At 49.4% G+C, this 24,016-nt stretch carries 25 protein-coding genes; 6 read left to right on the top strand and 19 right to left on the bottom strand.

The window, feature by feature from the left end:
• Nucleotides 1-51 precede the first annotated feature (51 nt).
• Nucleotides 52-516: a universal stress protein gene (locus HMPREF2596_RS05725; RefSeq protein ID WP_003748822.1), complete on the bottom strand. Its 465-nt coding sequence runs from the start codon at nucleotides 514-516 to the stop codon at nucleotides 52-54.
• 186 nt (nucleotides 517-702) lie between these two features.
• Between HMPREF2596_RS05725 and HMPREF2596_RS05720 the strand changes: the two genes are divergently transcribed.
• The 6 genes from HMPREF2596_RS05720 to rpmG all read left to right on the top strand — a co-directional run bounded on the left by HMPREF2596_RS05720 (nucleotide 703) and on the right by rpmG (nucleotide 4,950).
• Entirely contained in the window at nucleotides 703-1,479 is a 777-nt protein-coding gene (locus HMPREF2596_RS05720) for a tRNA threonylcarbamoyladenosine dehydratase (RefSeq protein ID WP_070850182.1), read from the top strand.
• Nucleotides 1,480-1,492: 13 nt separating this feature from the next.
• Nucleotides 1,493-1,960: a hypothetical protein gene (locus HMPREF2596_RS05715; protein WP_070850180.1), complete on the top strand. Its 468-nt coding sequence runs from the start codon at nucleotides 1,493-1,495 to the stop codon at nucleotides 1,958-1,960.
• A gap of 92 nt (nucleotides 1,961-2,052) precedes the next feature.
• Nucleotides 2,053-2,955 carry a segregation and condensation protein A gene (locus tag HMPREF2596_RS05710; RefSeq protein WP_070850178.1) on the top strand — a complete coding sequence of 301 codons (903 nt, stop codon included), beginning with the start codon at nucleotides 2,053-2,055 and terminating at the stop codon, nucleotides 2,953-2,955.
• Complete coding sequence (gene brnQ / locus HMPREF2596_RS05705) at nucleotides 2,952-4,280, top strand: branched-chain amino acid transport system II carrier protein (protein WP_070850176.1); 1,329 nt, start codon at nucleotides 2,952-2,954, stop codon at nucleotides 4,278-4,280. The genes HMPREF2596_RS05710 and brnQ overlap by 4 nt, the downstream gene beginning before the upstream one ends.
• A gap of 250 nt (nucleotides 4,281-4,530) precedes the next feature.
• Nucleotides 4,531-4,764 (top strand): 50S ribosomal protein L28, encoded by a 234-nt coding sequence (rpmB, locus tag HMPREF2596_RS05695; protein ID WP_002216391.1) that lies wholly within the window; start codon nucleotides 4,531-4,533, stop codon nucleotides 4,762-4,764.
• Nucleotides 4,765-4,794: 30 nt separating this feature from the next.
• Complete coding sequence (gene rpmG / locus HMPREF2596_RS05690) at nucleotides 4,795-4,950, top strand: 50S ribosomal protein L33 (RefSeq protein WP_003684373.1); 156 nt, start codon at nucleotides 4,795-4,797, stop codon at nucleotides 4,948-4,950.
• 228 nt (nucleotides 4,951-5,178) lie between these two features.
• Here rpmG and nqrM read toward each other — a convergent pair whose 3' ends face one another.
• The 18 genes from nqrM to HMPREF2596_RS05600 all read right to left on the bottom strand — a co-directional run bounded on the left by nqrM (nucleotide 5,179) and on the right by HMPREF2596_RS05600 (nucleotide 23,988).
• Nucleotides 5,179-5,400, bottom strand: coding sequence for a (Na+)-NQR maturation NqrM (gene nqrM / locus HMPREF2596_RS05685; RefSeq protein WP_070590364.1), 222 nt, complete (start codon nucleotides 5,398-5,400; stop codon nucleotides 5,179-5,181).
• A 17-nt stretch (nucleotides 5,401-5,417) separates the two neighbouring features.
• Nucleotides 5,418-6,488 carry an FAD:protein FMN transferase gene (locus HMPREF2596_RS05680; protein WP_070850173.1) on the bottom strand — a complete coding sequence of 357 codons (1,071 nt, stop codon included), beginning with the start codon at nucleotides 6,486-6,488 and terminating at the stop codon, nucleotides 5,418-5,420.
• 132 nt (nucleotides 6,489-6,620) lie between these two features.
• The gene (gene nqrF, locus HMPREF2596_RS05675; protein ID WP_003748808.1) at nucleotides 6,621-7,838 is read right to left on the bottom strand and encodes an NADH:ubiquinone reductase (Na(+)-transporting) subunit F; all 1,218 of its coding nucleotides are present in this window, start codon (nucleotides 7,836-7,838) and stop codon (nucleotides 6,621-6,623) included.
• A gap of 13 nt (nucleotides 7,839-7,851) precedes the next feature.
• Nucleotides 7,852-8,445 carry an NADH:ubiquinone reductase (Na(+)-transporting) subunit E gene (gene nqrE, locus HMPREF2596_RS05670; protein ID WP_003684365.1) on the bottom strand — a complete coding sequence of 198 codons (594 nt, stop codon included), beginning with the start codon at nucleotides 8,443-8,445 and terminating at the stop codon, nucleotides 7,852-7,854.
• 3 nt (nucleotides 8,446-8,448) lie between these two features.
• Nucleotides 8,449-9,075, bottom strand: a complete 627-nt coding sequence (locus HMPREF2596_RS05665; RefSeq protein WP_003684313.1) for an NADH:ubiquinone reductase (Na(+)-transporting) subunit D — start codon at nucleotides 9,073-9,075, stop codon at nucleotides 8,449-8,451.
• On the bottom strand, nucleotides 9,075-9,851 hold the full coding sequence (locus tag HMPREF2596_RS05660; protein WP_003748805.1) for a Na(+)-translocating NADH-quinone reductase subunit C: 777 nt from the start codon (nucleotides 9,849-9,851) through the stop codon (nucleotides 9,075-9,077). The genes HMPREF2596_RS05665 and HMPREF2596_RS05660 overlap by 1 nt, the downstream gene beginning before the upstream one ends.
• The gene (locus HMPREF2596_RS05655) at nucleotides 9,844-11,076 is read right to left on the bottom strand and encodes an NADH:ubiquinone reductase (Na(+)-transporting) subunit B (RefSeq protein WP_070850171.1); all 1,233 of its coding nucleotides are present in this window, start codon (nucleotides 11,074-11,076) and stop codon (nucleotides 9,844-9,846) included. The genes HMPREF2596_RS05660 and HMPREF2596_RS05655 overlap by 8 nt, the downstream gene beginning before the upstream one ends.
• Nucleotides 11,077-11,078: 2 nt before the next feature.
• Nucleotides 11,079-12,422 (bottom strand): Na(+)-translocating NADH-quinone reductase subunit A, encoded by a 1,344-nt coding sequence (locus HMPREF2596_RS05650; RefSeq protein ID WP_070850169.1) that lies wholly within the window; start codon nucleotides 12,420-12,422, stop codon nucleotides 11,079-11,081.
• A 336-nt stretch (nucleotides 12,423-12,758) separates the two neighbouring features.
• On the bottom strand, nucleotides 12,759-14,177 hold the full coding sequence (locus HMPREF2596_RS05645) for a sodium:proton antiporter (RefSeq protein WP_070850167.1): 1,419 nt from the start codon (nucleotides 14,175-14,177) through the stop codon (nucleotides 12,759-12,761).
• Nucleotides 14,178-14,617: 440 nt separating this feature from the next.
• Nucleotides 14,618-14,977, bottom strand: coding sequence for a YbaN family protein (locus tag HMPREF2596_RS05640; RefSeq protein ID WP_070850165.1), 360 nt, complete (start codon nucleotides 14,975-14,977; stop codon nucleotides 14,618-14,620).
• A 13-nt stretch (nucleotides 14,978-14,990) separates the two neighbouring features.
• Nucleotides 14,991-15,587, bottom strand: coding sequence for a DUF1415 domain-containing protein (locus HMPREF2596_RS05635; protein WP_070850163.1), 597 nt, complete (start codon nucleotides 15,585-15,587; stop codon nucleotides 14,991-14,993).
• A gap of 117 nt (nucleotides 15,588-15,704) precedes the next feature.
• Entirely contained in the window at nucleotides 15,705-16,187 is a 483-nt protein-coding gene (locus tag HMPREF2596_RS05630) for an Lrp/AsnC family transcriptional regulator (protein WP_003684427.1), read from the bottom strand.
• 403 nt (nucleotides 16,188-16,590) lie between these two features.
• Nucleotides 16,591-17,064, bottom strand: coding sequence for a pilin (locus HMPREF2596_RS05625; protein ID WP_053088865.1), 474 nt, complete (start codon nucleotides 17,062-17,064; stop codon nucleotides 16,591-16,593).
• A gap of 99 nt (nucleotides 17,065-17,163) precedes the next feature.
• Nucleotides 17,164-17,631, bottom strand: coding sequence for a pilin (locus tag HMPREF2596_RS05620; RefSeq protein ID WP_049344893.1), 468 nt, complete (start codon nucleotides 17,629-17,631; stop codon nucleotides 17,164-17,166).
• A gap of 789 nt (nucleotides 17,632-18,420) precedes the next feature.
• Entirely contained in the window at nucleotides 18,421-20,979 is a 2,559-nt protein-coding gene (gene glnD, locus HMPREF2596_RS05615; protein WP_070850161.1) for a [protein-PII] uridylyltransferase, read from the bottom strand.
• Nucleotides 20,980-20,998: 19 nt separating this feature from the next.
• Nucleotides 20,999-21,295, bottom strand: coding sequence for a helix-turn-helix domain-containing protein (locus HMPREF2596_RS05610; protein WP_070850159.1), 297 nt, complete (start codon nucleotides 21,293-21,295; stop codon nucleotides 20,999-21,001).
• Between the two features lie 422 nt (nucleotides 21,296-21,717).
• Complete coding sequence (locus tag HMPREF2596_RS05605; RefSeq protein ID WP_049323902.1) at nucleotides 21,718-22,158, bottom strand: TIGR01244 family sulfur transferase; 441 nt, start codon at nucleotides 22,156-22,158, stop codon at nucleotides 21,718-21,720.
• Nucleotides 22,159-22,236: 78 nt separating this feature from the next.
• Nucleotides 22,237-23,988 carry a M61 family metallopeptidase gene (locus HMPREF2596_RS05600; RefSeq protein ID WP_070850157.1) on the bottom strand — a complete coding sequence of 584 codons (1,752 nt, stop codon included), beginning with the start codon at nucleotides 23,986-23,988 and terminating at the stop codon, nucleotides 22,237-22,239.
• Nucleotides 23,989-24,016: the final 28 nt, after the last annotated feature.

Below are 24,016 nucleotides of genomic sequence, written 5' to 3'. Positions count from 1 at the left end.
CCGTCTGAAAAATATTCAGACGGCCTTTCGCTATTTTAAATCAATGCTTGATTATGCTTCTTCGGCTTTGCTGCGGATAATCAGCAGAGGCAGGTGGCTTTGGCGCATTACGGTTTCGGCGAAGCTGCCCATCAGCAGGTGCATCAGGCCGGTGCGGCCGTGTGTGCCGAGTACCAGCAGGTCGGCGCCGTTTTCGTCGGCGTAGTCAACCAAGTCTTGCGCCATTTCGCGCGCGCCTTTGTTGGCGACCAACAGGTGTTTTACGATGTTTTCAACGCCGTTTTCACGCGCTGTTTTTTCTGCGAAATCCAAAACTTCGTTGCCTTGGGCAACGGCGGCGGCTTCGTAGCTTTCGTGTTGCAGGAATTCAGGCGCCAAAGCCATGTATTCGGCAGGGTTGGCAACGTGAACCAAAGTCAGTTGGGCTTTGTTGAGGCTTGCCAGTTCGGCGGCGTGTTTCAATGCATTGAGGGAGGTCTCGCTACCGTCAACGGCTACAACCAGATGTTTGTACATATTCATTCTCCTTTTGCGCCGAGTAGCGGCACTTTCGTTTAATATGAAATCAGAACTTGTCTGAATGTGAAACGATTATAAACTCTTTCGGGCAGGTACAACAGCCCATCTGCTTTCAAGTATAATGTCTGTCCGAATCGCCTGTCGCGTTTTTCATTAATTTATTGATATATCACAAGGTTGCTTATGCAGGACGCCGCTTTTCTTTCTTCGCGCCGCTTTGGCGGTATTGCCAGACTTTACGGAGACGAAGCGCTGGCGCGCTTTTCGCGCGCGCATGTGTGCGTGGTCGGCGTCGGCGGCGTCGGCTCGTGGGCGGTGGAGGCGTTGGCGAGGAGCGGCATCGGTCGTTTAACGCTGATTGATTTGGACAATGTTGCCGAATCCAATGTCAACCGCCAATTGCACGCTTTGACCGATGATTTCGGTAAGGCAAAGATTACCGCTTTGCGCGAACGCATTGCCCAAATCAATCCGCAATGCGAAGTGACGGAAATCGAAGATTTTGTGACGGAAGACAATCTGGACGAGCTTTTCAGACGGCCTTTTGACTTCGTCATCGATGCCATCGACCAAATCCGTGTCAAAGCGGCGATGGCGGCGTATTTCGTGCAACATAAACAACCGTTTATTATCAGCGGCGGCGCGGGCGGACAGAGAAATCCGGCGTTGATTCAAACCGCCGATTTGAGCCGCGTTACCCACGATCCGCTGCTTTCCAACTTGCGCTACACCTTGCGCAAACGCTACGGCTTCAGCCGCGATACCAAAGAAAAAATGCGCGTGCCTTGCGTTTATTCAACCGAGAATATTACGCCGCCGCAATCCGGCGAAGCGTGTTCGACCGATGCCGCGCCGCAAGGTTTGTCCTGCGCGGGCTATGGCGCGAGTATGCTGGTAACGGCTTCGTTTGGGCTGTATTGTGCGCAGGCTGCGGTGGAGTATATCGCAGGGCGGAAGTGAGGGGTAGGGGAAGATGGTGAAGAGCCGATTTTTTAAAGCCTACTTTATCGCCAGCCTGATTTATGCGGTATGGTTCGGCGTGTTGATGTATGCCGTTGATCCGATGTTTCTCGATGTGATGGAATGCAATACGCTGCCGGGCGATTATTTGTGTGTGCAAAGCGGTTATACCCGCCCGTTCACCACTTTTCTTTATCCGTTTCTGTCTATCGTGATCTTCAGCCTTGTACACGCCGGTATCATGAAATGGCGCAAACGCCGTTCGGTTAAAATGATTTGGTTTTTGGTCGGCTGCGAAAGTTTGCTGTTGTCGGCTTTGATGGTGGCGATGCTGGCGAGGGATGGTTTTGTGTTGTCCCGAGATATTGGTTCGGTACTGACGGGTACGGTTTTCGCCAGCCTGCCGCTGTTGGGCATGGCCTTGGCCCAGACCTTTGCCGTCGCCATCGTTTCTTTGCAAATCAATCGTAAAAATCGCTGATTTCTATATTAAAAACGGGTTGTCCTCGTTTCAGACGGCCTTTTGTTGATGAAACTTCTTACTAAACTTAAAAAGAAAAAGACCCTTTAACCATGCCTTCAGAACACCTTATTTCTTCCACTGCCGCAACGCCGTCTGAACATACCGTTGCGTGGGTGTTCGGTCAGCCTGTTACCGATGTGCCGCAGGATTTGTTTATTCCGCCTGATGCGTTGAAGGTGGTATTGAGCAGCTTCCAAGGGCCGTTGGATTTGCTGCTGTACCTTATCCGCAAGCAAAATATCGATGTCCTCGATATTCCGATGGTGAAGATTACCGAGCAGTATCTGCACTATATTGCCCAAATGGAGGCATATCAGTTTGATTTGGCGGCGGAATACCTGCTGATGGCGGCAATGCTGATTGAAATTAAATCGCGCCTGTTATTGCCGCGTCCTGAAGAAGTTGAGGATGAAGAGGCGGATCCGCGTGCCGAGTTGGTGCGCCGTCTGTTGGCTTACGAACAGATGAAACTGGCGGCTCAGGGCTTGGATGCGTTGCCGCGCGCCGGACGTGATTTTGCTTGGGCGTATTTGCCGCTGGAAATTGCGGTCGAAGCGAAGTTGCCGGAAGTGTACGTTGCCGATTTGACGCAGGCTTGGTTGGGTATTTTGTCGCGTGCCAAGCATACGCGCAGTCATGAAGTGGTACGGGAAACCATTTCCGTGCGCGCGCAGATGACGGCGATTTTGCGCCGTTTGAACGAAAGCGGCATCAGCAAGTTCAGCGATTTGTTTAAGCCGGAGCAGGGCGCGGCATATGTGGTGGTCAATTTTATTGCATTGCTGGAACTGGCCAAAGAAGGCTTGGTGCGTATCGTACAGTCGGAAAATTATGGCGAAATCGAAATCAGCCTGAAAGACGGTTTGGAAACAAACGAAGCCGAAATGCTTTCAGACGGCCTTGAAGCCGATGAAACCGATAACAGGTATTTGGAAAAAGAGAATTTAAGATGAATTCGATGACAAGTCGCAGCAAGGCCTCTTTATGGGCGGTGGGTTTGATGCTGTTTGCACTGTTTTTCGGCGCAGGTAACTTAATTTACCCGGCTTATTTGGGGCAGCAGGCCGGTGAAAACTGGCTTTCGGCAATGTTCGGCTTTTTGTTGACCGGGGCGGGGTTGCCATTGCTGGGCGTGATTGCCGTCGGCTATTCCGGCTCGCGCGATGTGGAAGCGCTGGCTTCCCGTGTTGCGCCTTGGTACGGCGTGACTTTTGCCGCCGCGCTTTATCTGGCAATCGGCCCCTTGTTTGCCATGCCGCGTACGGCAACGGTATCTTTTGAAACCGCCATCTCTCCTTTCATTGATGAATCTTGGAAAAGCATCGCATTGGCCGTATTCAGTCTGGTGTTTTTCGGCATGACTTATTGGCTGTCGATTTCTCCGGGGAAACTGGTTGACCGTATCGGTAAAATCCTTACGCCCGTTTTGTTGCTGGCAATTGCAATATTGGTCGGCTATGCCGCTATTAACCCGATGGGTATGCCACAAACTGCACAAGGCGATTTTGCCGCGCATCCATTGGTTAAAGGCATCTTGGAAGGCTACGGCACCATGGACGCGCTGGCTTCGCTGGTGTTTGCCATTATCGTCATCGATGCCGTTCGCGCCATGGGCGTGGACAACCGCGCGGATTTGCTGAAGACCACGACGATTTCGGGCGTGTTGGCGGCTTCTTGTCTGGCAGTGGTTTACCTGTTTATCGGCTATATGGGTGCGACAGGTGTGGCCGGTATCGGCTTGCAGGAAAACGGCGCGTCGGTTTTGTCTAAAACCGCACAGCATTATTTCGGTACGGCCGGTATTGTGTTGCTTGGTGTCATGGTGCTGCTGGCTTGTCTGAGTACGGCGGTTGGCTTAATTACTTCATGCGCCGAATATTTCAACCGTCTTTGCCCGGGTATTTCTTATAAAGTCTTTGTGATACTGAATACGGTGGTGTCTATCCTGTTGGCCAATAAAGGCCTTTCAGCGATTTTGCAGTTTTCCATTCCAATGCTGATGCTGTTGTATCCGCTGACCATCGTCATCATTCTGCTGGCTTTGACGGATAAACTGTTCGGCGGCGGCCGTATTGTCTATTTCTGCACCATGATGGCGGCCCTTATGGTCGGTTTGCTCGATGCCTATAAAGCTGCGTTTGGATTGGATGCCGACACCGCCGCCGCCATAGAGCGCGCATTGCCGTTTTACCATATCGGTTTAGGGTGGGTTGTTCCTTCTTTAGCCTGCTTTATACTCGGCTGCATTTTGAATGCGGCGTTGAAGAAAAAAGCATGATGACAAGCAGGCCGTCTGAAATGTTCAGACGGCCTGTTTATTTCACCGACCGCGCAAACGACAGATGATTTTTTTGAAGAAATCCGTTATAATTGAAAAGTTAAGGCTTTGCGAGATACCGTTTCGCAGATGCAACATATTGAGAAGGTTTATTTCCACAAATTCCGTTTTTTCAGTAAACGACTTGAACTGAAGGCGGATTTCGTGGTATAAATCGCGTTTTACTATTTTAGAAGTTTGGAGACTAACCATGGCACGAGTTTGCAAAGTGACCGGTAAGCGCCCGATGTCTGGCAATAACGTATCACACGCCAACAACAAAACCAAACGTCGTTTTTTGCCTAACTTGCAATCACGTCGTTTCTGGGTAGAAAGTGAAAACCGCTGGGTTCGCCTGCGCGTTTCTAACGCTGCATTGCGCACCATCGATAAAGTAGGCATTGATGTCGTATTGGCTGATTTGCGTGCTCGCGGCGAAGCTTAATTTAAACACCATTAATTAAGGATTACTGCAATGCGCGATAAAATCAAACTGGAGTCCAGCGCTGGTACTGGTCACTTCTACACAACTACTAAAAACAAACGTACTATGCCTGGCAAACTGGAAATCAAAAAATTTGACCCAGTAGCCCGTAAACACGTTATTTATAAAGAAACTAAATTGAAATAATCCGGTTTCTTCCAAGAAAAAGCTCCTGTTTTGCAGGAGCTTTTCTTTTTGTTTCATGATTGGTTTGGAGTGGTTTTGATTTAAACGGGTGGGCAAGATATTTTTGGATTGCTTTGGAAGAGGCAAAACAAAAGAGCGTATATCCATTGGGATCACGCTCTTTTGTTTTTCAGACGGCCTGATGGGGGATAAACAGCCTTGAGTTATGAATAAACATTCAACAAAGACTTAATGATCGATCTTGATGCCTTGATTGTCGGAATGTTGTTTTTTATCCAGCTCTTTTTGCAAGGTATCGCATGGCGTGTCGCAATCGCACATTTTCTTCATGCCGAGAGAGGAAATGCCGCCGCAGCTGCCTTTGATGGTGCGTTTAGAGAAAATATAGCCGACTGCCATGCCGAGGATGACAATGATAAAGATGCCGAAAGTCAGAAGGAGGGTTTTCATGTGTGTATTCCTGAAGGTTAGTTTAATAATTTCTTGAATGCGCTGGACATTTTAGTATGGTAGCCGCCTTGCGGAGTTCGGATGATAAGGAAAACGGCGAGATTTTCTTGCTCGGCAAGTTTAAGCGCTTCGGTTTCCCCGAGAACGAACAATCCGGTGGAAAGGCCGTCTGCAAGTGTGGCGTTTTCTGCTACTACGCTGATGGAAGCAAGGTTGTGGCTGATGGGTTGTTTGGTTTTGGGGTTGATGATATGGGAAAGGCGACGGCCTGACTTATCGACATGGAAAATGCGGTAGTCGCCGGATGTGGCCAGTGATTTATTGTCCAATGGAATGGTAATTTGAGTGGCGCCGCCTTGAACGATATTGGGTTGCTCGATGCCGATACGCCAAGGGTTGCCTTGCGCATTGCGGCCTTTGCCATGCAACTCGCCGCCGATTTCTACCAAATAATTGCCGATATTGAGTTTTTCAAGTTCGGCGGCGGTTTTATCTACACCAAAGCCTTTGGCGATGGAGGATAGGTCTAAATAGACTTCGGGATGGATTTTGGCGAGTGTGGGATGCTGTCCGTCTTGGGAAAGTTTGAGTTTGTCCGTACCGACCATTTCTGAAGCATGTTGGATTTCTTGTGCGGTCGGTTCGTGCGTGATTTCTTTTTGCGGGCCGAATCCCCAAAGGTTGACCAAAGGGCCGACGGTTACGTCCAGTGCGCCGTGCGTCAGTTTGTTTAAACGCAAGGCTTCGCCGGTTACATAGGCAAAGTCTTGGGAAATGGGCATGGCCTGATTGACGGTACGCAGCTGGTTGAATTGGCTGATTTCGGAATCGGTCTGATAGGTAGACATTTGCCGATTGACTTCTTTAAGCGCGTCATCAATGCGTTTTTGTATTTCGGCAGGTGAGGGGAGTTTGTCTTGGCCGTCTGAAAGGTATTTGACGGTATAGGTCGTGCCCATGGTCTCGCCTTGCAGGGTGATGGTTTGTTGTTGTTTTTCAGGTTGGCAGGCAGAGAGTGTGAGTGCGGAAAAGATGGCAACGGTGCAACCGATTATCGGACGGTAAAACGAATTGGAAAGAAACGGCATAAGGGATTTGCGGATTATTTTTTGAAGCCTTTATTGTATCGTAAAAGAAAGGTTCAGGCCGTCTGAAAGTATGATTTTCAGACGGCCTGGCAATAAAAAAGGAAGAAACCGAAGTTTCTTCCTTTTTGTTGGTTAGCCGCCGAAATCGTCCAAGAGGATGTTTTCGTCTTCCACGCCCAAGTCTTTGAGCATTTTGATCACGGACTGGTTCATGATTGGAGGGCCGCACATGTAGAATTCGCAGTCTTCCGGTGCTTCGTGGTTTTTCAGGTGGTTTTCGTAAACCACGTTGTGGATGAATCCTGTGTAACCGTCCCAGTTGTCTTCAGGCAATGGGTCGGACAGGGCGACGTGCCATGTGAAGTTCGGGTACTCTGCCGCGAGTTGGTCGAAGTCTTCAACATAGAACATTTCACGTTTAGAACGGGCACCATACCAGAAAGTAATCTTACGTTTGGAGTTCAAACGTTTCAGCTGGTCGAAAATGTGGGAACGCATCGGCGCCATACCCGCACCACCGCCGATAAATACCATTTCGGCATCGGTATCTTTGGCAAAGAATTCGCCGAACGGACCGGAGATGGTTACTTTGTCGCCGGGTTTGAGCGACCAGATGTAGGACGACATTTGTCCCGGAGGCGCATCGGGTACGCGTGGAGGCGGTGTGGCGATACGCACGTTCAGCATGATGATGCCTTTTTCTTCTGGATATGAAGCCATAGAGTAGGCACGCAAAATCGGCTCGTCCACTTTGGAAACGTATTGCCACAGATTGTATTTGTCCCAGTCTTCATGGTATTCCTTAGGAATGTCGAAGTCTTTGTAGGCAACTGTATGAGGAGGGGCTTCAATTTGAATGTAGCCGCCGGCGCGGAAAGGAACTTCTTCGCCTTCGGGAATGGCAAGCTTGAGTTCTTTAATGAACGTGGCTTTGTTGTCATTGGAGATGACAGTACATTCCCATTTTTTCACGCCGAACACTTCTTCCGGTACTTCGATGTCCATGTCGGTTTTGACGTTGACCTGACAAGACAGACGGCAGCCTTCGCGCGCTTCGCGTTTGCTGATGTGGGACAACTCGGTTGGCAGAATGTCGCCGCCGCCGCTTTTCACGACAACGCGGCATTGACCGCATGAGCCGCCGCCACCGCAGGCGGAGGGAACGAAGATACCTTGGCTGGCAAGCGCACCCAGCAGTTTGCCGCCTGCAGGCATCGTCAACTCTTTTTCGTTATTGACTTTGATGGTGATGTCGCCTTCGCTCACCAACTTGGATTTGGCAAACAGAATCATCAGTGCCAAAACCAAGACGATGACGGTAAACATCACGATACCTAAAATAATCTCCATGCCGATTCCTTTCTTATAACTGGATGCCGGAGAACGACATAAACGCCATTGCCATCAGGCCAGCGGCGATAAAGGTAATGCCTAAGCCTTTGAGGCCTTTAGGGACATCCGAATATTTCATTTTTTCGGTGATGCCCGCCAAAGCGACAATAGCCAAAAGCCAGCCCAAACCTGCACCGAAACCGTATACAACGGACTCGCCGAAGTTGTATTCGCGTTGCGCCATAAACGATACGGCACCGAAAATCGCGCAGTTTACGGTAATCAGAGGCAGGTAGATACCCAATGCGTTGTAGAGGGCAGGGACGAATTTGTCCAAGAACATTTCCAAAATCTGCACCAAAGCAGCAATCACGCCGATGAAGGTGATGAATTTCAGGAAGGTCAAATCCACGCCTTCAACCAGCGCGCCGTCTTTCAACAGCGAATAAACGAGTTGGTTGGCAGGGACGGATAGGCCGAGTACGAAAGTAACGGCAACGCCCAAACCGAATGCAGTGGATACTTTTTTAGATACCGCCAAAAATGTACACATCCCCAAGAAGAAGGAAAGTGCCATGTTTTCCAGAAAGACGGATTTTACAAAGAGGCTTAAGTAATGTTCCATGTGTTATTTCTCCGCCTGTTCAGGTTTCCAAGTGCGCAGACCCCATACCAAGAAACCGATGATGAAGAACGCGCTAGGGGCGAGCAGGAACAAGCCGTTGGTTTGATACCAGCCGCCATCTTGTACGGTTTGGAAAATGGTGTAGCCAAAGAGCTTGCCTGAGCCGATCAGTTCGCGGATGGTTGCGATGATGATCAACATCATGCCGTAACCTGCGCCGTTGCCGATACCGTCCACCAAACTTTCCAGCGGCGGCTCTTTCATGGCGAATGCTTCGGCACGGCCCATCACGATACAGTTGGTAATAATCAGGCCGACAAATACGGAGAGCTGTTTGGACAGCTCATAAGCAAAGGCCTGAAGCAGTTGGTCAACCAGCGTTACCAAAGAGGCAACAATCGCCATTTGCACAATAATACGGATGCTGTTGGGGATGTAGTTGCGTACCAAAGAAATGAAGAAGCTGGAAAAACCGGTTACCAAAGCTACGGAAATACCCATCACGATGGCCGTCTGAAGCTTGGTGGTAACCGCCAAAGCCGAACAAATCCCCAAAACCTGCAAGGCAATCGGGTTGTTGTCGATAAAGGGTGAAAACATCAAATATTTCAAGCGTTTCATGTCAGCCATTATTGTGCTCCTGCTGATTTCAATTTGTTCAGGTAGGGGATATAGCCGTTTTCGCCGAACCAGTAGGCGAACGAACCTTGCACGCCTTTAGATGTCAGCGATGCGCCGGAGAGGGCATCTACGCCGTGTTCTTTGTCCGAACTTGCGCCTTTGCCGACATGCAGGGCGAGCTTGCCTTGTTCGTCAAACAGTTTTTTGCCGACGAATTTTTGTTGCCACAACGGATTGCCGATTTCGCCGCCCAAGCCCGGGGTTTCGCCTTGGTCGTAGTAAGTGATGCCGTTGATGGTGTTGCCGTCGGGTTGGATGGCGACAAAGCCGTACATAACAGACCACAAACCGTTGCCGTGCATAGGCAGGATGATTTGGCTGACTTTGCCGTCATCGCCTTTTACCAGATAAACCTCGGTGTATTTGGCACGGCTCTTGATACCTGCCAAATCGTCTTCGGGTTTGATTTGGATGCTTTGGGCAGGGTCTTTGCCTGCGATGCGCGCGCTGAAGTCTTTCGGCGCATCTTTCACGTATTCGCCGGTTGCCAAATCGACAACGCGTTGCTCGATACGCTCGGCAAAGGTTTTGCTGATGTCGGTGTTTTTATCCATCAAACCGGCTACACTCAGGATATAGCCTTGTTTGTCTTGGAGTTTTTGTTTCTCTTGGATGGGTTTCAAGCCGACGACCGCACCGGCAACGATGATGGAACAAATCAGGCTGACAACCAATACTACAATCAGCGTGCCGCTGAAGCTGTCTTTATCGAATTTCTTAGCCATTGCTGCGCGCCTTTCTGCGTTTGATGTTCGCTTGTGCGACGAAATAGTCGAAAATCGGGGCAAACAGGTTGGCAAACAGAATCGCCAACATCATGCCTTCGGGGTAAGCAGGGTTGACCACGCGGATCAATACGCACATCACACCAATCAGCGCGCCGTACCACCATTTGCCGACATTGGTAAAGGAAGCGGAAACGGGGTCGGTCGCCATAAACAGCATACCGATGGCAAAGCCGCCGACAACCAGATGCCAATACCAAGGCATGCCGAACATCGGATTGGTGTCCGAACCGATGAAGTTAAACAGCGAAGACATGGCAATCATACCGATCATCACGCCGGCAATAATGCGCCAAGAAGCGATGCGGGCAAACACGATAAACGCGCCGCCGATTAAAAGCGCCAAAGTAGATACTTCGCCGATAGAACCGGGCAGATTACCGATAAACGCATCCATCCAAGTGATGGATTTACCGGTAACGGCATTTTGCAGGCCGTCTGCACCGTGTGCCGCCCATTGAGCCAGCGCGGTTGCGCCGGAATAGCCGTCAACCGCCGTCCAAACGGTGTCGCCGGTAATATTGGCAGGATAGGCGAAGAACAAGAAGGCACGGCCTGCCAGCGCAGGGTTCATAAAGTTTTTACCCGTACCGCCGAATACCTCTTTCGCAACCACCACGCCGAAGGTAATACCCAAGGCGGCCTGCCACAGCGGCAGCGTAGGCGGAACGATCAAAGCAAACAGAATCGAAGTCACGAAGAAACCCTCGTTGATTTCGTGTTTGCGCACGGTGGCGAACAAGACTTCCCAGAAACCGCCGACGATAAATACGGTTGCGTAAATCGGCAGGAAGTAAATCGCGCCGAACAGCATTTTGCCCAACACGCCCGCTTCAGACGACATATTGATGCCCAAAGCATTGGCAAGGGCGTAATGCCAGTCGTTGGAGATATTTTGTTGCAACAAATCGGGCGTTAACGCACCGAATGCCTGTACGCCGACGTTGTACATGCCGTAAAACATGGCAGGGAACAAAGCCAGCCACACCAAAATCATCATGCGCTTGGAGTCGAGCGCGTCGCGGACGTGGGCCGCTTTGCGCGTTACTGCGCCGGATGTATAGAAAATCGTCGCCGCAGCTTCGTAGAGGGCATACCATTTTTCATGTTTGCCGCCCGGCAGGAAGTGCGGTTCGATTTTTTCAAGAAAATGTTTCAAGCCCATAATCAGCCTTCCTTCTCAATGGTTTCCAGCACCTTGCGCAACAGCGGGCCGTATTCGTATTTGCCCGGGCAGACGAAGCTGCACAAAGCGAGGTCTTCTTCGTCCAATTCCAAGCAACCCAAAGCCTGAGCGCTGTCGGTATCGCCGACGATTAAATCGCGCAAAAGCAGGGTAGGCAGGATGTCCAGCGGCATCACGCGCTCGTAAGTGCCGATCGGTACCATGGCGCGGTCGCCGCCGTTGACGGCTGTGTTGAACTTGAAGAGTTTGTTTTTCAGGAAATGACCGAGGGTTGTGCGCGTGATGGAATATTTGTCCGGCTGCGGCGCAACCCAGCCGAACAGCTCTTTGTTGCGGCCTTCTTCGATAACGGAAATCTGATTGTGGTAGCGGCCGAGGTAATCGTGCGCGCCTTGTGCAATCGCGCCGTTCAATACTGAGCCGGAAATCACGCGGTTGTCCGCGTCAACCAATTCGCCCGCAGTAATTTGCGATACTTTCGCACCCAAAACGGTACGCAAGAGGCGCGGTTTGTTGACTTGGGAACCACCTAAGGCAATCACGCGCTCGGTGTTCAGACGGCCTGTGGTAAACAAACGTCCGATGGCAATCACGTCTTGATAATTGATGGTCCAAACGGTTTTATTCGCGCCGACTGGCTCGATGAAATGAATGTGCGTGCCGCTCAAACCGGCAGGATGCGGGCCGCCAAATTCATGTGTTTCGATGTTGGCAGCGTTTTCAGACGGCACGTCTGCGCCGGCTGCTTTACACACATGGATTTTACGTTCGGTCAGGCGGCTCAATACCAACAGGCCGCATTTGAAGTCTTCGGCGGCTTCTTTGATAATGACCGTAGGATCAGCAGCCAGCGGATTGGTGTCCATCGCATTGACGAAGATGGCGAACGGCTCGGCATCGACAGCAGGGATTTTACTGAACGGACGGGTGCGCAGCGCAGTCCACAAACCGGATTGAATCAGGTTGCGGCGCACCTCTTCGTTGCTCAATTTTGCCAACGCTTCAGGTGCGTAGCGTTCGAACTCGATTTCGTCGTTGCCTTCGACGGCAATCACGACTGACTGAAGTACGCGCTTTTCGCCACGGTGAATCGCGGCGATTTTGCCTGAAGCCGGCGCGGTAAATACTACGCCCGGATTCTTTTTGTCTTCAAACAGCACTTGGCCTTTTTTGACGGCTTCGCCTTCCTTGATTTTCATCGAGGGGCGCATGCCGACATATTCTTCGCCAAGCAACGCGACTTCGGTGATGGCCGGACCGTCATAAATGACTTGCTCCGGTCTGCCCGCGATAGGCAGGTCTAAGCCTTTTTTTATCTTAATCATAAGGATGCGTTACTTTTTGGTGGGTTGAGATTCGGATGTCGGATTGTTTTTTCAGACGGCATGTAATGCTTTGAAACAAAGGACGGGCCGTCTGAAAAAAGCAGAGGTTTGCTATAAAAACAACGAATAAACGCAAACAGCAAAGCTTTAGATTCTATCAGGTATGGGCCGTTTTATGTCAGTTTTACGCTTATTTTTACGGGAAAAGTGGGAAAAAAGTAGGGATATGTAATGAAATGTTAAAGCGAAAAAATTTTAACTAATTGATATTTAAGAATTATGTTTGCTGGCTTGTTAGAAAATAAAAGGCCGTCTGAATTTCAGACGGCCTTAAGTTTAAAAGAGCTGCCAAACGAAGAAAATCATCGTATGCAGGGCAAACAGCGGTACCAATACAATCACCGACCATGCCATATAGCCGAAGAAAGAGGGCATCGGTACGCCGCGCTGCTCGGCAATGGCTTTGACCATGAAGTTCGGCGCATTGCCGATATAAGTGAGCGCGCCCATGAATACGGAGCCCATGGATACGGCCAGCAGCGAATGGAACAGATGGCCTGTCATCAAGGCTTGGGCATCTCCCCCTGCCATATTGAAGAACACCAAATAAGTCGGCGCGTTATCCAAGAATGCCGACAAAATGCCGCTCATCCAAAAATACATCACATTAATCGGATTGCCTGCCGCGTCGTGAACCAGAGAAACGACAGTGCCCAGTGCGCCTGCTTCACCGGCTTTCAAAATCGCCAAGACGGGCGAAATGGTAATAAAGATACCCAAAAACAGTTTGCCCACTTCGGCAATCGGCTCGAAGTTGAACTCATTGCCTGCGCGTACTTGTTTGGGCGTAATAATCCAAGATACGGCGGTCAGAGCCAGCAAAATACCATCGCGTGCCAAGTTTTGCAGTGCATAGTGGCTGCCCAAAATCTCGAAACCCGGATGATTCGGCTGCCACAGGCCGGAGAGCAAAACTGCGCCGACTACGCCTGCCAGCAACAGGAAATTCCATTTGCCGTAAATTTTGACTTTTTCTTCTTTATCGGAAGGAGCAGGAGCAAGGTGTTCGCTTTGTTCACGGTTGAAGTGTCGGCTGTCGATGATGTAGAAAACGGCCAGCAAAATCACAGAACTGATCAATACAGGCATCAGCATGTGTTTGACCGTCCACATGAAATCTACGCCTTTCAGGAATCCTAAGAACAAAGGAGGATCGCCTAAAGGAGTCAGACCGCCGCCGATATTCGCCACCAAGAAAATGAAGAAAATCACGATGTGAACGCGGTAGTGGCGTTTATGGTTGGCCTTCAAAAGCGGACGAATCATCAACATCGCCGCGCCTGTCGTCCCCATGACGGACGACAAAGCCGTACCGACTGCCAACAGGGTGGTGTTTAATTTCGGCGAGCCGTGCAAGTCGCCGCTGACAAAAATACCGCCCGAAATGGTATAGAGTGCCAAAAGCAGCAGGATAAACGGAATGTATTCTTCAACCAACGCATGGGCAACGGTATGTACGCCGGCGCTGAAACCAAAGGTTACGATAAACGGCGTCAAAAACAGCAGCGTCCAAAACGCGGTAATTTTGCCGAAGTGGTGGTGCCAAATACGGGAGAAAAACAGAGGTCCGAGTGCAATGGACAAGAGAATCAGGGCAAACGGCAGACCCCAAAGCAGGCTGGCGGACGAGCCGTCAAAATCGGATGCCGCAGCCGGGAAGGCGGCAAGCAGCAGTAAAAACGAGAGGTAGCGCATAGTATTTCCTTTTTATTCTGTTGCGCCGTTAGGAACTTTGTTGAGAAAGTACGGCGGTGAAATATTCAGGCCGTCTGAAATATCCAGACGAACTGCGCGGTTGTGTCAGGGGAAAGTATAACGCAAAGCAAGTGTTAAGGGACGGTTTAGAATATTGGAATCAAAAGAAATGTTGATACAAATAAAGAAATAAAAGGGATGGAAGTAGTCGAAAGTAGTAGAAAAGTGGTTTTGAAACAGGGGTTTGAATTATTAATAATAATCCTATCAGAAAAACAATTTAGATTAATTTTAGCTAAAATTTACATTTGATTGAATAAATAGAGGCCGTCTGAAAAATGAGGGTTGAATAGGGTGTTTTAGGTGTTACTGATTGTTTTGACGGATAAATCGGGTGTAAAAACAAAAACAGGTGAGCAAAAATGCCCACTTGCTTTATTTTATGCTTCCGGCCGCAGCCACATCCACACGGCCACGCAGCTGCAACAGATTGACGATATGACACCGATCCACCAGCGTTCCGGAAACCGCCAAAACATCAACAGGCAAGAAAAGGTCATCATGCCGATAGCGAAGAATTTTGCCTTGCGCGGCACGGCGCCGTTGTTTTCCCAATTTTGTATGATTGGGCCGAAATAGCGGTGATGATAGAGCCAATTGTGAAAGCGCGGCGAAGCCTGTGCCCAGCAAGTAGCGGTCAATAAAATGAAAGGCGTGGTTGGCAGAAATGGCAGGAAAATGCCGATAATACCCAAGATAAGCGACAATGCACCGCAAAAAATCAATAGATGACGAATCATCTTCCATCACCAATTAGTTGTTTTCAGACGGCTTGTGATGCGGGAATGGACAACGCGGAATATCCAACTTATCCCAGCCCTCATGCCCCATTTTTTCCAGCAGCGCGATATTGCGGTCAAAAATTGCCGAGGCATCGGGAAACGCTTCAGCCGCTTTGGCAATGCTGTCTTCACGAATCAGGTGCAAAGTCGGGTAGGGCGAGCGGTTGGTGTAGTTGCTGATGTCGTCGGCCTCTGTGCCTTCAAATTGAAAATCAGGATGGAACGGCGCAATTTGGACAATACCTTCCAATTCGTTTTCTACAACGGCATCATCGGCGATTTCCAACATTTGGTTGAAGATTTCAAAATCAGGGAACAGCGTCGGATGAACCAGTAAAGTGGTTTCCAATTCCGAAGCAGGCGTATTGCCCAGAAGCTGCAATTCACGATCCAAGTCTTCAAGGAAACCGTCTAAATGACGGGCTTCGCTGACAACGATGCGAACCAGGTTTTTAACGTGCGGCGCTTTGGCAAACGGGCAGAGATTCAGCCCGATAACGGCTTTTTCCAGCCATTGTTTGGTATGTTCTGAAACAGTATGGGCGTCGAGATGGGCGGTGTCAGTCATGGTAAAAGCTTATGTGAATTATTCTTAAAAAGTATACAAGTGTATGGATGTGAACGCAAACCATAGAAATTTAAAAGGCCGTCTGAACAACAGACGGCCTTTATCAGTTTCAAATCATTAATCCTGAACCAAATGAACCAAAGGCAGAGCGGTCGTGTTTTTAATTTCTTTCAACACAAAACTCGATTGCGCATCTTGCACGCCGTGGTGCGAAAGCAGCGTGTCCAAAACAAAATGGGAAAACGCGTTCATATCGGTAAAAAAAGCATGGAGCAGATAGTCGGTTTCACCCGTTAACGCAAAGCAGCTCAATACTTCCGGCCAAGCGCGGACAGATTCGGAAAAATCCTCACGCGCATCTTTTGCCTTGCTAATCGATACACGGATAAAAGCCTGCAAGCCCAAGCCCAAAGATACGGGAGAAAGCTGGGCCGCGTATTTTTGAATAATGCCAGCATCTTCAAGCTGTTTGAGACGGCGCAGGCAGGGAGAAGGGGAGAGTGCCACCTTTTCAGAAAGCTCAACATTGCTCAACCGCCCATTTTCCTGCAAAACCTGCAGAATCTTTAAATCTGTTTTATCTAAATTCAGATGAGGCATGATGTTTCTCCCAATGTAGGCAATGTATGTTTTAAAAATGAAAAATGCTTAAAAATAAAGACTTGTATGGTTAAATTATATATTGAGTTCAGATGGGCGACAAATTGTCTTATCAGGAGTGTTGCGAATTTGTTTTATGTAGTGGTGAAAAGATGAAGGCCGTCTGAAACTAATCAAGATTAAAGTTTTATGTCATATTAGGATTGGATATAAAGAGGCCGTCTGAAAATGATTTCAGACGGCATTTATTTTCGTAATGTGATGATTCAGGCTCTTAATGACCTTGTTTTGGAGAGTTTTGTTCTTTTGCTTTGATTCGTTTTCCGCGTTTGTATTTGGCTTTGTTTGGGGTGTTTTCTTCGCAATGTATTTTTGTATTTTTCTTAGGGTATATGCTTGGTCGTTATCCGTTTGAGTTGTCACGGCACATGGCGGGAACCATCATCGGATCGAGTGTTCCGCCGCATTGCCAGTTGAGCAACCAAGTCGAATCGTTATGATTTCGATAAGGGGTCAGGGTCAGGACTTTGCCTTTGTTTTGCCCTTTATCGAAAGGAATACTGATTTTGCCTGTATCTGCTTCTACAGTTACGCCACCGTTTTGGATGTATGTGCCGCCGATGCGTTGAGCGGTAACGCCGATTGCGCCTTGTTTGCTGACATCCTCTGCATTGGGCAGGCGGTTATTTACCGCTGAGGCAATGCTGATTTCGGTTTTCAGGTCGTCGGCAAGGTATAGTGCTTCGGAGGCTTGCGCCCTACCGATATAGTTTTGATAAGTGGGTATGGCGACAACAACCAGAATACCGAGGATGGCGATAACTATCATCAGCTCAATCAGGGTAAAACCTTTTTGGGCTTGAAATGGGGTATTCATTTGAGTGTATCGTTTTCAAGTTTTTTATTTTTATAAAGCAAATCCCATAATAATCTTATGGGATTTGCTTTTATCTGAAATGTGCTGTTTATGTAAAAATTATGGATTATTAGCAGGAGCAGGAGTAGCAGTTCGGCAGTTAGCAGGCAAATGTTTCTCTTCACCTTTATCTTTAGTACATGCCCACTCGATTGGTGCTTCAATATTACCTGAAGCTTGGCTTGGGGTCAGAGTAAATTCAGGATTTTCTTTTGCTCCAGTATCTTTAGTTACAACTTTAATTACACCCTTCTCTCCAATAGTAATGCTTTTAACGTACTTGGTTTCTACGAATTTATAACCACTATTATCAGTATTATTTTCATTAACTTTTTTCAAACCACCAAGTGCTGCGGCAGTTTCAACCACAGCTAATTTTGCAGGAGCTGCGAGACCCAAGCCTTCAGATACTTTGGCGCGGATGGTGTAGTCTTGGTACGCAGGCAGAGCGATTACGGCCAAGATGCCCAAGATGGCGATGACGATCATCAATTCGATCAGGGTAAAACCTTTTTGGATTGCTTTCATTGTTTAAAACTCCAGTTTGAAAGTGTGAATAATTATGTTTAAGTAAAAAGTCCGTAATGTGCTTGGCACTATGTATTATGAGTAAACCATAAGTAAGAAGGAATATACAGCTTCCGTCGGGCTTGCTGCTTTGAGGCTTGGGCCTTATCGGATGTGTTGTTACAAGCAGTCTGTGTGCCAAGTGCGCAAAACTGATTAAAAATTTTATTTTTTATTTTTTATTCATTGTTTTTATTTGGTTTATTTTTTAATTTTTAAGTTTTATGAGGTTTTGTTTGAAAGTTTCAGGATTTTAGGGAATTTGGATGGTTGACGTTTTTTGTCAGTTTTGTGTTTTTTGTGACAGGGAGGGGAGACAAGTTTGGGTGTGTGACGTTTTTTGTCAGAAATTAAGTTTTTTAATAATATGTTAATTGATTTAGATGGACGGTATCTTTATGGATTAATCGGTAGGTTTAATATTTTTTGATTTTATTTTTTTGTTTTTTATGGATTTTATTTTGAATGCGTATTTTGTTTGAATATGGATGAGGAAAAGATTTGGAAGGAAGAATTTTTAAAGAGGGTTTGGTGTAATAGGTGAATGAAAATTTGTTATTGGAATTATATTCATATGGGTTATGATTTTAGAATGTAGTTTTATGTCAGAGCAATGGTCTGTTGTGAATTTTAAAGTTTTGGATTTCTTGAGTGTTTTAAAAGAGTATATTCAGGATGTTTATATATTTGGATGTGATTAGGGTGAGCAAAAAATGCTCACCCTATGTTTTTAAGATGTTCAGACGGCCTTTATGGGGTCAAGACTTCGATCAATGCCTGTTTTAGGGTGTTTTGGGTTTGCGGGTCTTGTAGGGATGGGCTGTAGGTAATGAAGCTGTCCTCAATGCGCTGATCCAAGGTGGTGATTTTGGCGTAGCGCAGGCTGATGTTGTGTGCGAAGAAGGTCTCGGCGATGTCGGCGAGGAGGTGGGGGCGGTTGACGGCGGTGATGTCTATGGTGTGCCAGCCGGGATAATCTTCTTCGGGGGTGATGATTACGGTAGGTGGAATGGGGATGTGGCGGATGCGGCGGCTGATGTGTGGGCGGCCGCTTTGTTTTTGGACGGTGGTATTGCCGTGGATGAAGCTGTTGAGTTCGGCTTCGAGTGCGCTTTGGCGGTCGGGATATTCTTCGGGCGGGAGATTGTCGGGAAGTTGCAGGATAAAGGTGTCGAGGATGTAGTCGTGTTCGGTAATGAAGGCGCGGGCGGCTTGGATGTCGAAGCGGTGGCTGCTGAAGATGCGGCAGAGGCGTGCGAAGAGGCGGTCGCCATTGGGCATGAACACCATGACTTGAAGGCTGTTGCTTTGGGGAAGGATGCGGCTGCGGACGGCCGGACTTTGGGTGTCGTAGGCGAGGTTTGCGGTGTGCCAGAGGATTTCCCGCGTCTGATGGCGGACGTAGTATGCACTGCCGAGGATGCGGCGGAGTTTTTGTTGGTTTTTGAGGGGAACGGCCGCGCGCGTGAGCTGATCGGTCGAGGCTTGTTCGCGTCGGTTGGGGAGGCGTTCGGGATCGTGGTGTTTGCTGTTTAAGACGGCGGCGGTGCTGTGGTAGAGGGTTTGGAGCAGACTGGCGCGCCATGTATTCCAAAGTTTGGGGTTGGTGCCGCGGATGTCGGCAATGGTAAGCAGGTAGAGTGCGTCGAGGTATTCGCGTGTGGGAATACGGCGGCAAAAGGCTTGGAGGACGTGCGGGTCTTGGATGTCTTCTTTTTGGGCAACGGTGGACATGAGCAGGTGGTTTTCAACCAGCCATGCGAGGAGGTGGCTTTCTTCTTCGGTGTAGTAATGGTTGGCGGCGAATTGTTGTGCGTCTTTGATGCCTTCTTTGGCGTGATCGCCGCCACGGCCTTTGGCAATGTCGTGCAGCAGGGCGGCGGTGTAGAGGACATGCGGTCGTGGGTAGGCCTGCATGATGGCGCTGGCCTCGGGCATTTCGTGGCTGTGGGTTTCGATGGCGAGACGGCGCATATTGCGGACGACGGTCAGGATGTGGTCGTCTACGGGGTAAATATGGAAGAGGTCGTGTTGGAGCAGTCCGGTGATTTTTTCCCATGCGGGGAGATAGCGGCCAAGTACGCCGTAGAGGTTGAGAAAACGGAGAGTTTGGGTAAGGCCGGTGCCGTGTTTGAAGAATTGGATAAAGCGGCGGCGGTTTTCTGGATTTTGGGTGAAACGGGTATTGATTTTTCGTGTAGCCGCCCACCATGCGCGCAGGGTTTGCGGCTCGATGGTGGTGATGTTTTGCTCCTGCATGGTTTGGATGATGGTGAAGATGTGTTCGGGATTTTGCTCGAACAGGGCAAGGTCGTTGGCGGCGATTTGGTGGCCGATGCGTTTGTAGCGGCTGTCGATGGGATGGATATGTTGGGGACGGCTGGAGGTTTGATGGTTTTTGAGAACCGGAATGAGGATGCCGTTGAGTTGTTTGATGGCTTTGGTGGCGCGGTAGAAGGTGTGCATCAGGGCTTCGCTTCTGCCGCGGATGTCGGGTTGGGTATAGCCTAAGCTTTCGGCAACTTGGGACTGGTAGTCGAAAAGCAGCCTGTCTTCGGGGCGGTCGGCGGTAAGGTGGAGGTGAATGCGGATGTTGGCGAGGCGGCGGTAGCCATGGGCCAGCATGCCGGCTTCGGTGCGAGTGAGGACACCGGCTGTAACGAGGGCGGTGGGGTTGCTGTCTATGCCTTGTGCTTTGGCTGTCCAGATAAGGGTGTGGATGTCGCGCAGGCCGCCGGGGCAGGTTTTGATGTTGGGTTCGAGTTGTGCGCCTGTGCCTTGGGATTTGGTATGGCGTTGCTCCATTTCGAGGAGTTTGGCTTCGATAAAGGCGGCTGTGTTGCGGCGTGTGTTGAGTTTGTTTAGAAGTTGGGCGGTAAGGTTGGCGTTGCCTTGGAGATGGCGTGCTTCAAGAAAGGCGGTTTCGCCGGTAATGTCGTTTTGGGTGCTTTGGAGGATTTCTTCTATGCTGCCGCTTTTGATAGCAGGATTGAGGTGTGCATCCCAAAGGGTTTGGATAAATTGGGCGGTTTGCTGTTGCAGGCCGTCTGAAAATGGTGCGGTGGAAATAATTGCCAAGTCCCAGTCTGAATGGGGATAGAGTTCGCAACGCCCGAAGCCGCCGATGGCAATCAGACTGATGTCGTTGCTGTCGGGAAAGTGGATTTGCCAGAGGGTTTGCAGCAGGGTTTCGGCAGCGGCGATATGGTCGCGGAAGTAAGCGGTAGGGCGGTTGTTTTGGCGGTAGGCGGTTTCTGCTGCGGCTTTTTGCTGCCGGTAGGTTTGGATGGCTTGTTGGGCGGCGGTCATGATGGTGTCTGGTTGTGAATTAGGCTTGGGGGTCGGCAGGCTCGGTCATTTGGCGGAGCATTTCTTGCGGCGGAAGGAGAAGTTTGTAAGGGGCGATTTTGAGTGCGGATGCGATTTTTTCGATGTTGGAAAGGGCGATGTTCCAACGTTTGCGCTCGACGGCGGAGACGTAGGTGCGGTCAAGTCCGCATTGGCGTGCGAGTTCTTCTTGCGACCAGCCGTGGTTTACGCGATAGAGGCGCATGTTGTAGGCGATAACGGCGCGGAGGTCTTGCGGATCGGGCAGGCTGGGAGGGGGAGTGAGTTTGTTGACCATGGTGTTTTGGGTTTGTGGTTTGAACGATAAGGGGATTTTATACTATTTTTGCTAGGGGAAAGGAAAGGCCGTCTGAAAGTTTCAGACGGCCTTCAAGAGGGTAGGTATAAAAAAAGGGGGTGGCACTCAGCCACACCCAAACACACACACATCAAGAGGAAAGAAAAATCATTTAATAAGAGAGCTGGCTCTTATCGAGGAAACTGGAAGATTCGGGCATGGCCCTGAATCATTGGAAGGCATTATAAATGAAAATAGGATTGGGGTATTGACACAGGTCAATTCTGTTTTAATTTAGAAAATATATCTCCAAGATAGTGGAAATAAATTATAAATAAGCTGAGGCCATCAGGCTGTCTGAATAATCGGTTTCAGACGGCCTGATGGCTTTAAGGACTACTATTTACGATATAACTTAGGTATTAAGCCAAACCTTTATCTTTGGCTTCTTGCAGGCGGGCTTCAAAGTTGCTGAGGTTGACGCCTGCCTGTTCGGCTGCGGCAACCACTTCGGCTACGGATGCGCCGTGCTGCACTTGATGATAACCCCAAAGCAGGGAACAGCGAGTGCCGGTACGGCAGAAGGCAAGAATAGGAGTTGGAGATTGTTGCAACAGATTTTGAAAGGCTGCAACATCGGCTGCGTTGATTTGAGGCGCGACAACGGGCTGGTGTGAGAATTGGTTGATGCCGGCCTCTTTAAACCAGTTTTGGACTTCGGCAAAAGCCGGTTGGTTTTCTTCTTCGCCGTCCGGGCGGTTGCAGATGACGGTTTGGATGCCGAGGCGTACGGCTTCTTGGACATCGGCTTCGGTCAGTTGGGGGGCGATATAGAGGGAGTCGGTCAGCTTGCGGATGGGCATAGTTTTTCCTTTCTTTATATTGAATGGGTATGTTGATTTCAGACGGCCTGTGAAGTAGCAGGCCGTTTGAAGTTTTATTTAATGATTGTACAACCAGTTTTCGAGTTTTTGGCGATCGGTAATGTGCAGCAGGGCGGTATTGGCTTCTGCTGCTTGGACGGTGATGCTGGTTTCGCGCAACAGGCCTTGGCGGAAGAAATGGATGGTGGTGCGCGTACCGATAGGCAGTTTGCTCCACTGCGCTGCAAGGTCGTTGCAGGCGTAGCCGCCCAAGGCGATGATTTTGTCTTGCGGGCAGAGTCCGGCATTTTCTGCGCTGCCGCCATTGAATACATGAGTCAGGACGGCATGGTCGCTGTTTTGTTTGAAACGTGCGCCCAAATCGTTGGCTGGGGCAACCGATTGGGGTTCGCTTGCAAATGCTCCTCCGTGTTGGCGGGGCAGGGGGATAAAGTCGAGTTTGACACCTACGCTTTGCAGGCATTCTGCGAGCGGAAGGTCTTCGGTGCTGTATAAGGCCGTCTGAAAGAAGGTTTCTAAATCTAAACCGGTTATTTCTTGGCAACGGGTTTGCCAGTGTTTTTCGGGTATGCCTTGATGGGTATTACACCAGTCGCGATAGTGTTGCTGCATCACGCTGTCGAGGGTGTATTTGCCTTGGCTTTTTTCACGGATGATGAGGTCGAGGCAAAGTGCGGCTAGTGCGCCTTTTTGATAATAGCTGACGATGGCGTTGGGGCTGTTTTCGTCTTGTTTGTAGAATTTGTCCCATGCGCTGAAACTGGATTGGGCAAGTGTTTGTTTCAGACGGCCTTGTGTCTGCTGGACGCGTGTTATGCCTTGTGCAAGCAGGGTAAGGTAGGCTTCGGGGCTGATGGTTTTGCTTCGGGCTAGAAAGAGGTCGTCGTAGTAGGAGGTAATGCCTTCAAATGCCCAAAGTTGCTCGGTGTAGTTTTCTTGGTCGAGGTTGTAAGGTGCGAATACGGCCGGCTTGATGGATTTGACGTTCCATGCGTGGAAGTATTCGTGGGAGAAAAGGCCGAGCAATTCGGTATAGGCTTTGTCGGCCTCGTCCATATTATAGGGTGGCAGGCTGTGGCGGTCGGCGAGCAGGGCGGTGCTGCTGATGTGTTCCAGCCCACCGTAGAGGTTGTCGCCCAGATGTAGTAAGAAAAGGTATTTGGTAAACGGGGCAGGGGAGGGGAACATCGCCAACTCGGTTTCGCAGATTTTTTGAATATCGGCGAGGAAGTGGGAGCGGTCAAAATCGGGATAGATGCCGCTTAATGCAATACGGTGGGGAATGCCTTGTGCTTCAAATTCGAGAAATTCGATGATGCCTATTTCAACCGGGTGGTCGATAAGCTCGGCGTATGAGGCCGTCTGAAAAGTGGTCGCCGAGGTTTGGGGCAGGGTGGTGGCTATCTGCCATGTGTGCGGCAGGGTGGAAAATTCGATTTGATGTGGCCGGTGTTCTTGTCCGTGGACTTTTAAGAATAGACACGCGCCGTCGAAAAAGCCGCGCTCGGTGCTGAGGAACGAGCCGCGAACGGATAAGTCGAATGCGTAAACAGTGTAGTAAATTTCCCACGCTCCACTGAGGGCAGGGGTTTGCCAATGGTTTTTGCTGGTTTGTGTCAGTGGCTGGGCTTTGCCGTTGCAGCGCGCGCTGATGTGTGTGATGTGGCGGGCAAAGTCACGGATGAGGTAGCTGCCGGGAACCCAGTTGGGTAAGCTGATTTCTGTTTCTGAATCATTGGTTTGAGTGAATGATAAGGTGATGTGCCATTCATGAGACAGAAAGTTGGGAGTAATTTTGTAATTAATCATAGCTATTGGTTAATTTGCTAAAGTTTAT

The organism is Neisseria sp. HMSC078C12, from assembly GCF_001838065.1.
Taxonomy (GTDB): domain Bacteria; phylum Pseudomonadota; class Gammaproteobacteria; order Burkholderiales; family Neisseriaceae; genus Neisseria.
Note: the sequence above shows the minus strand (reverse complement) of the source record. Positions and strands in the feature narration are given on the sequence as shown.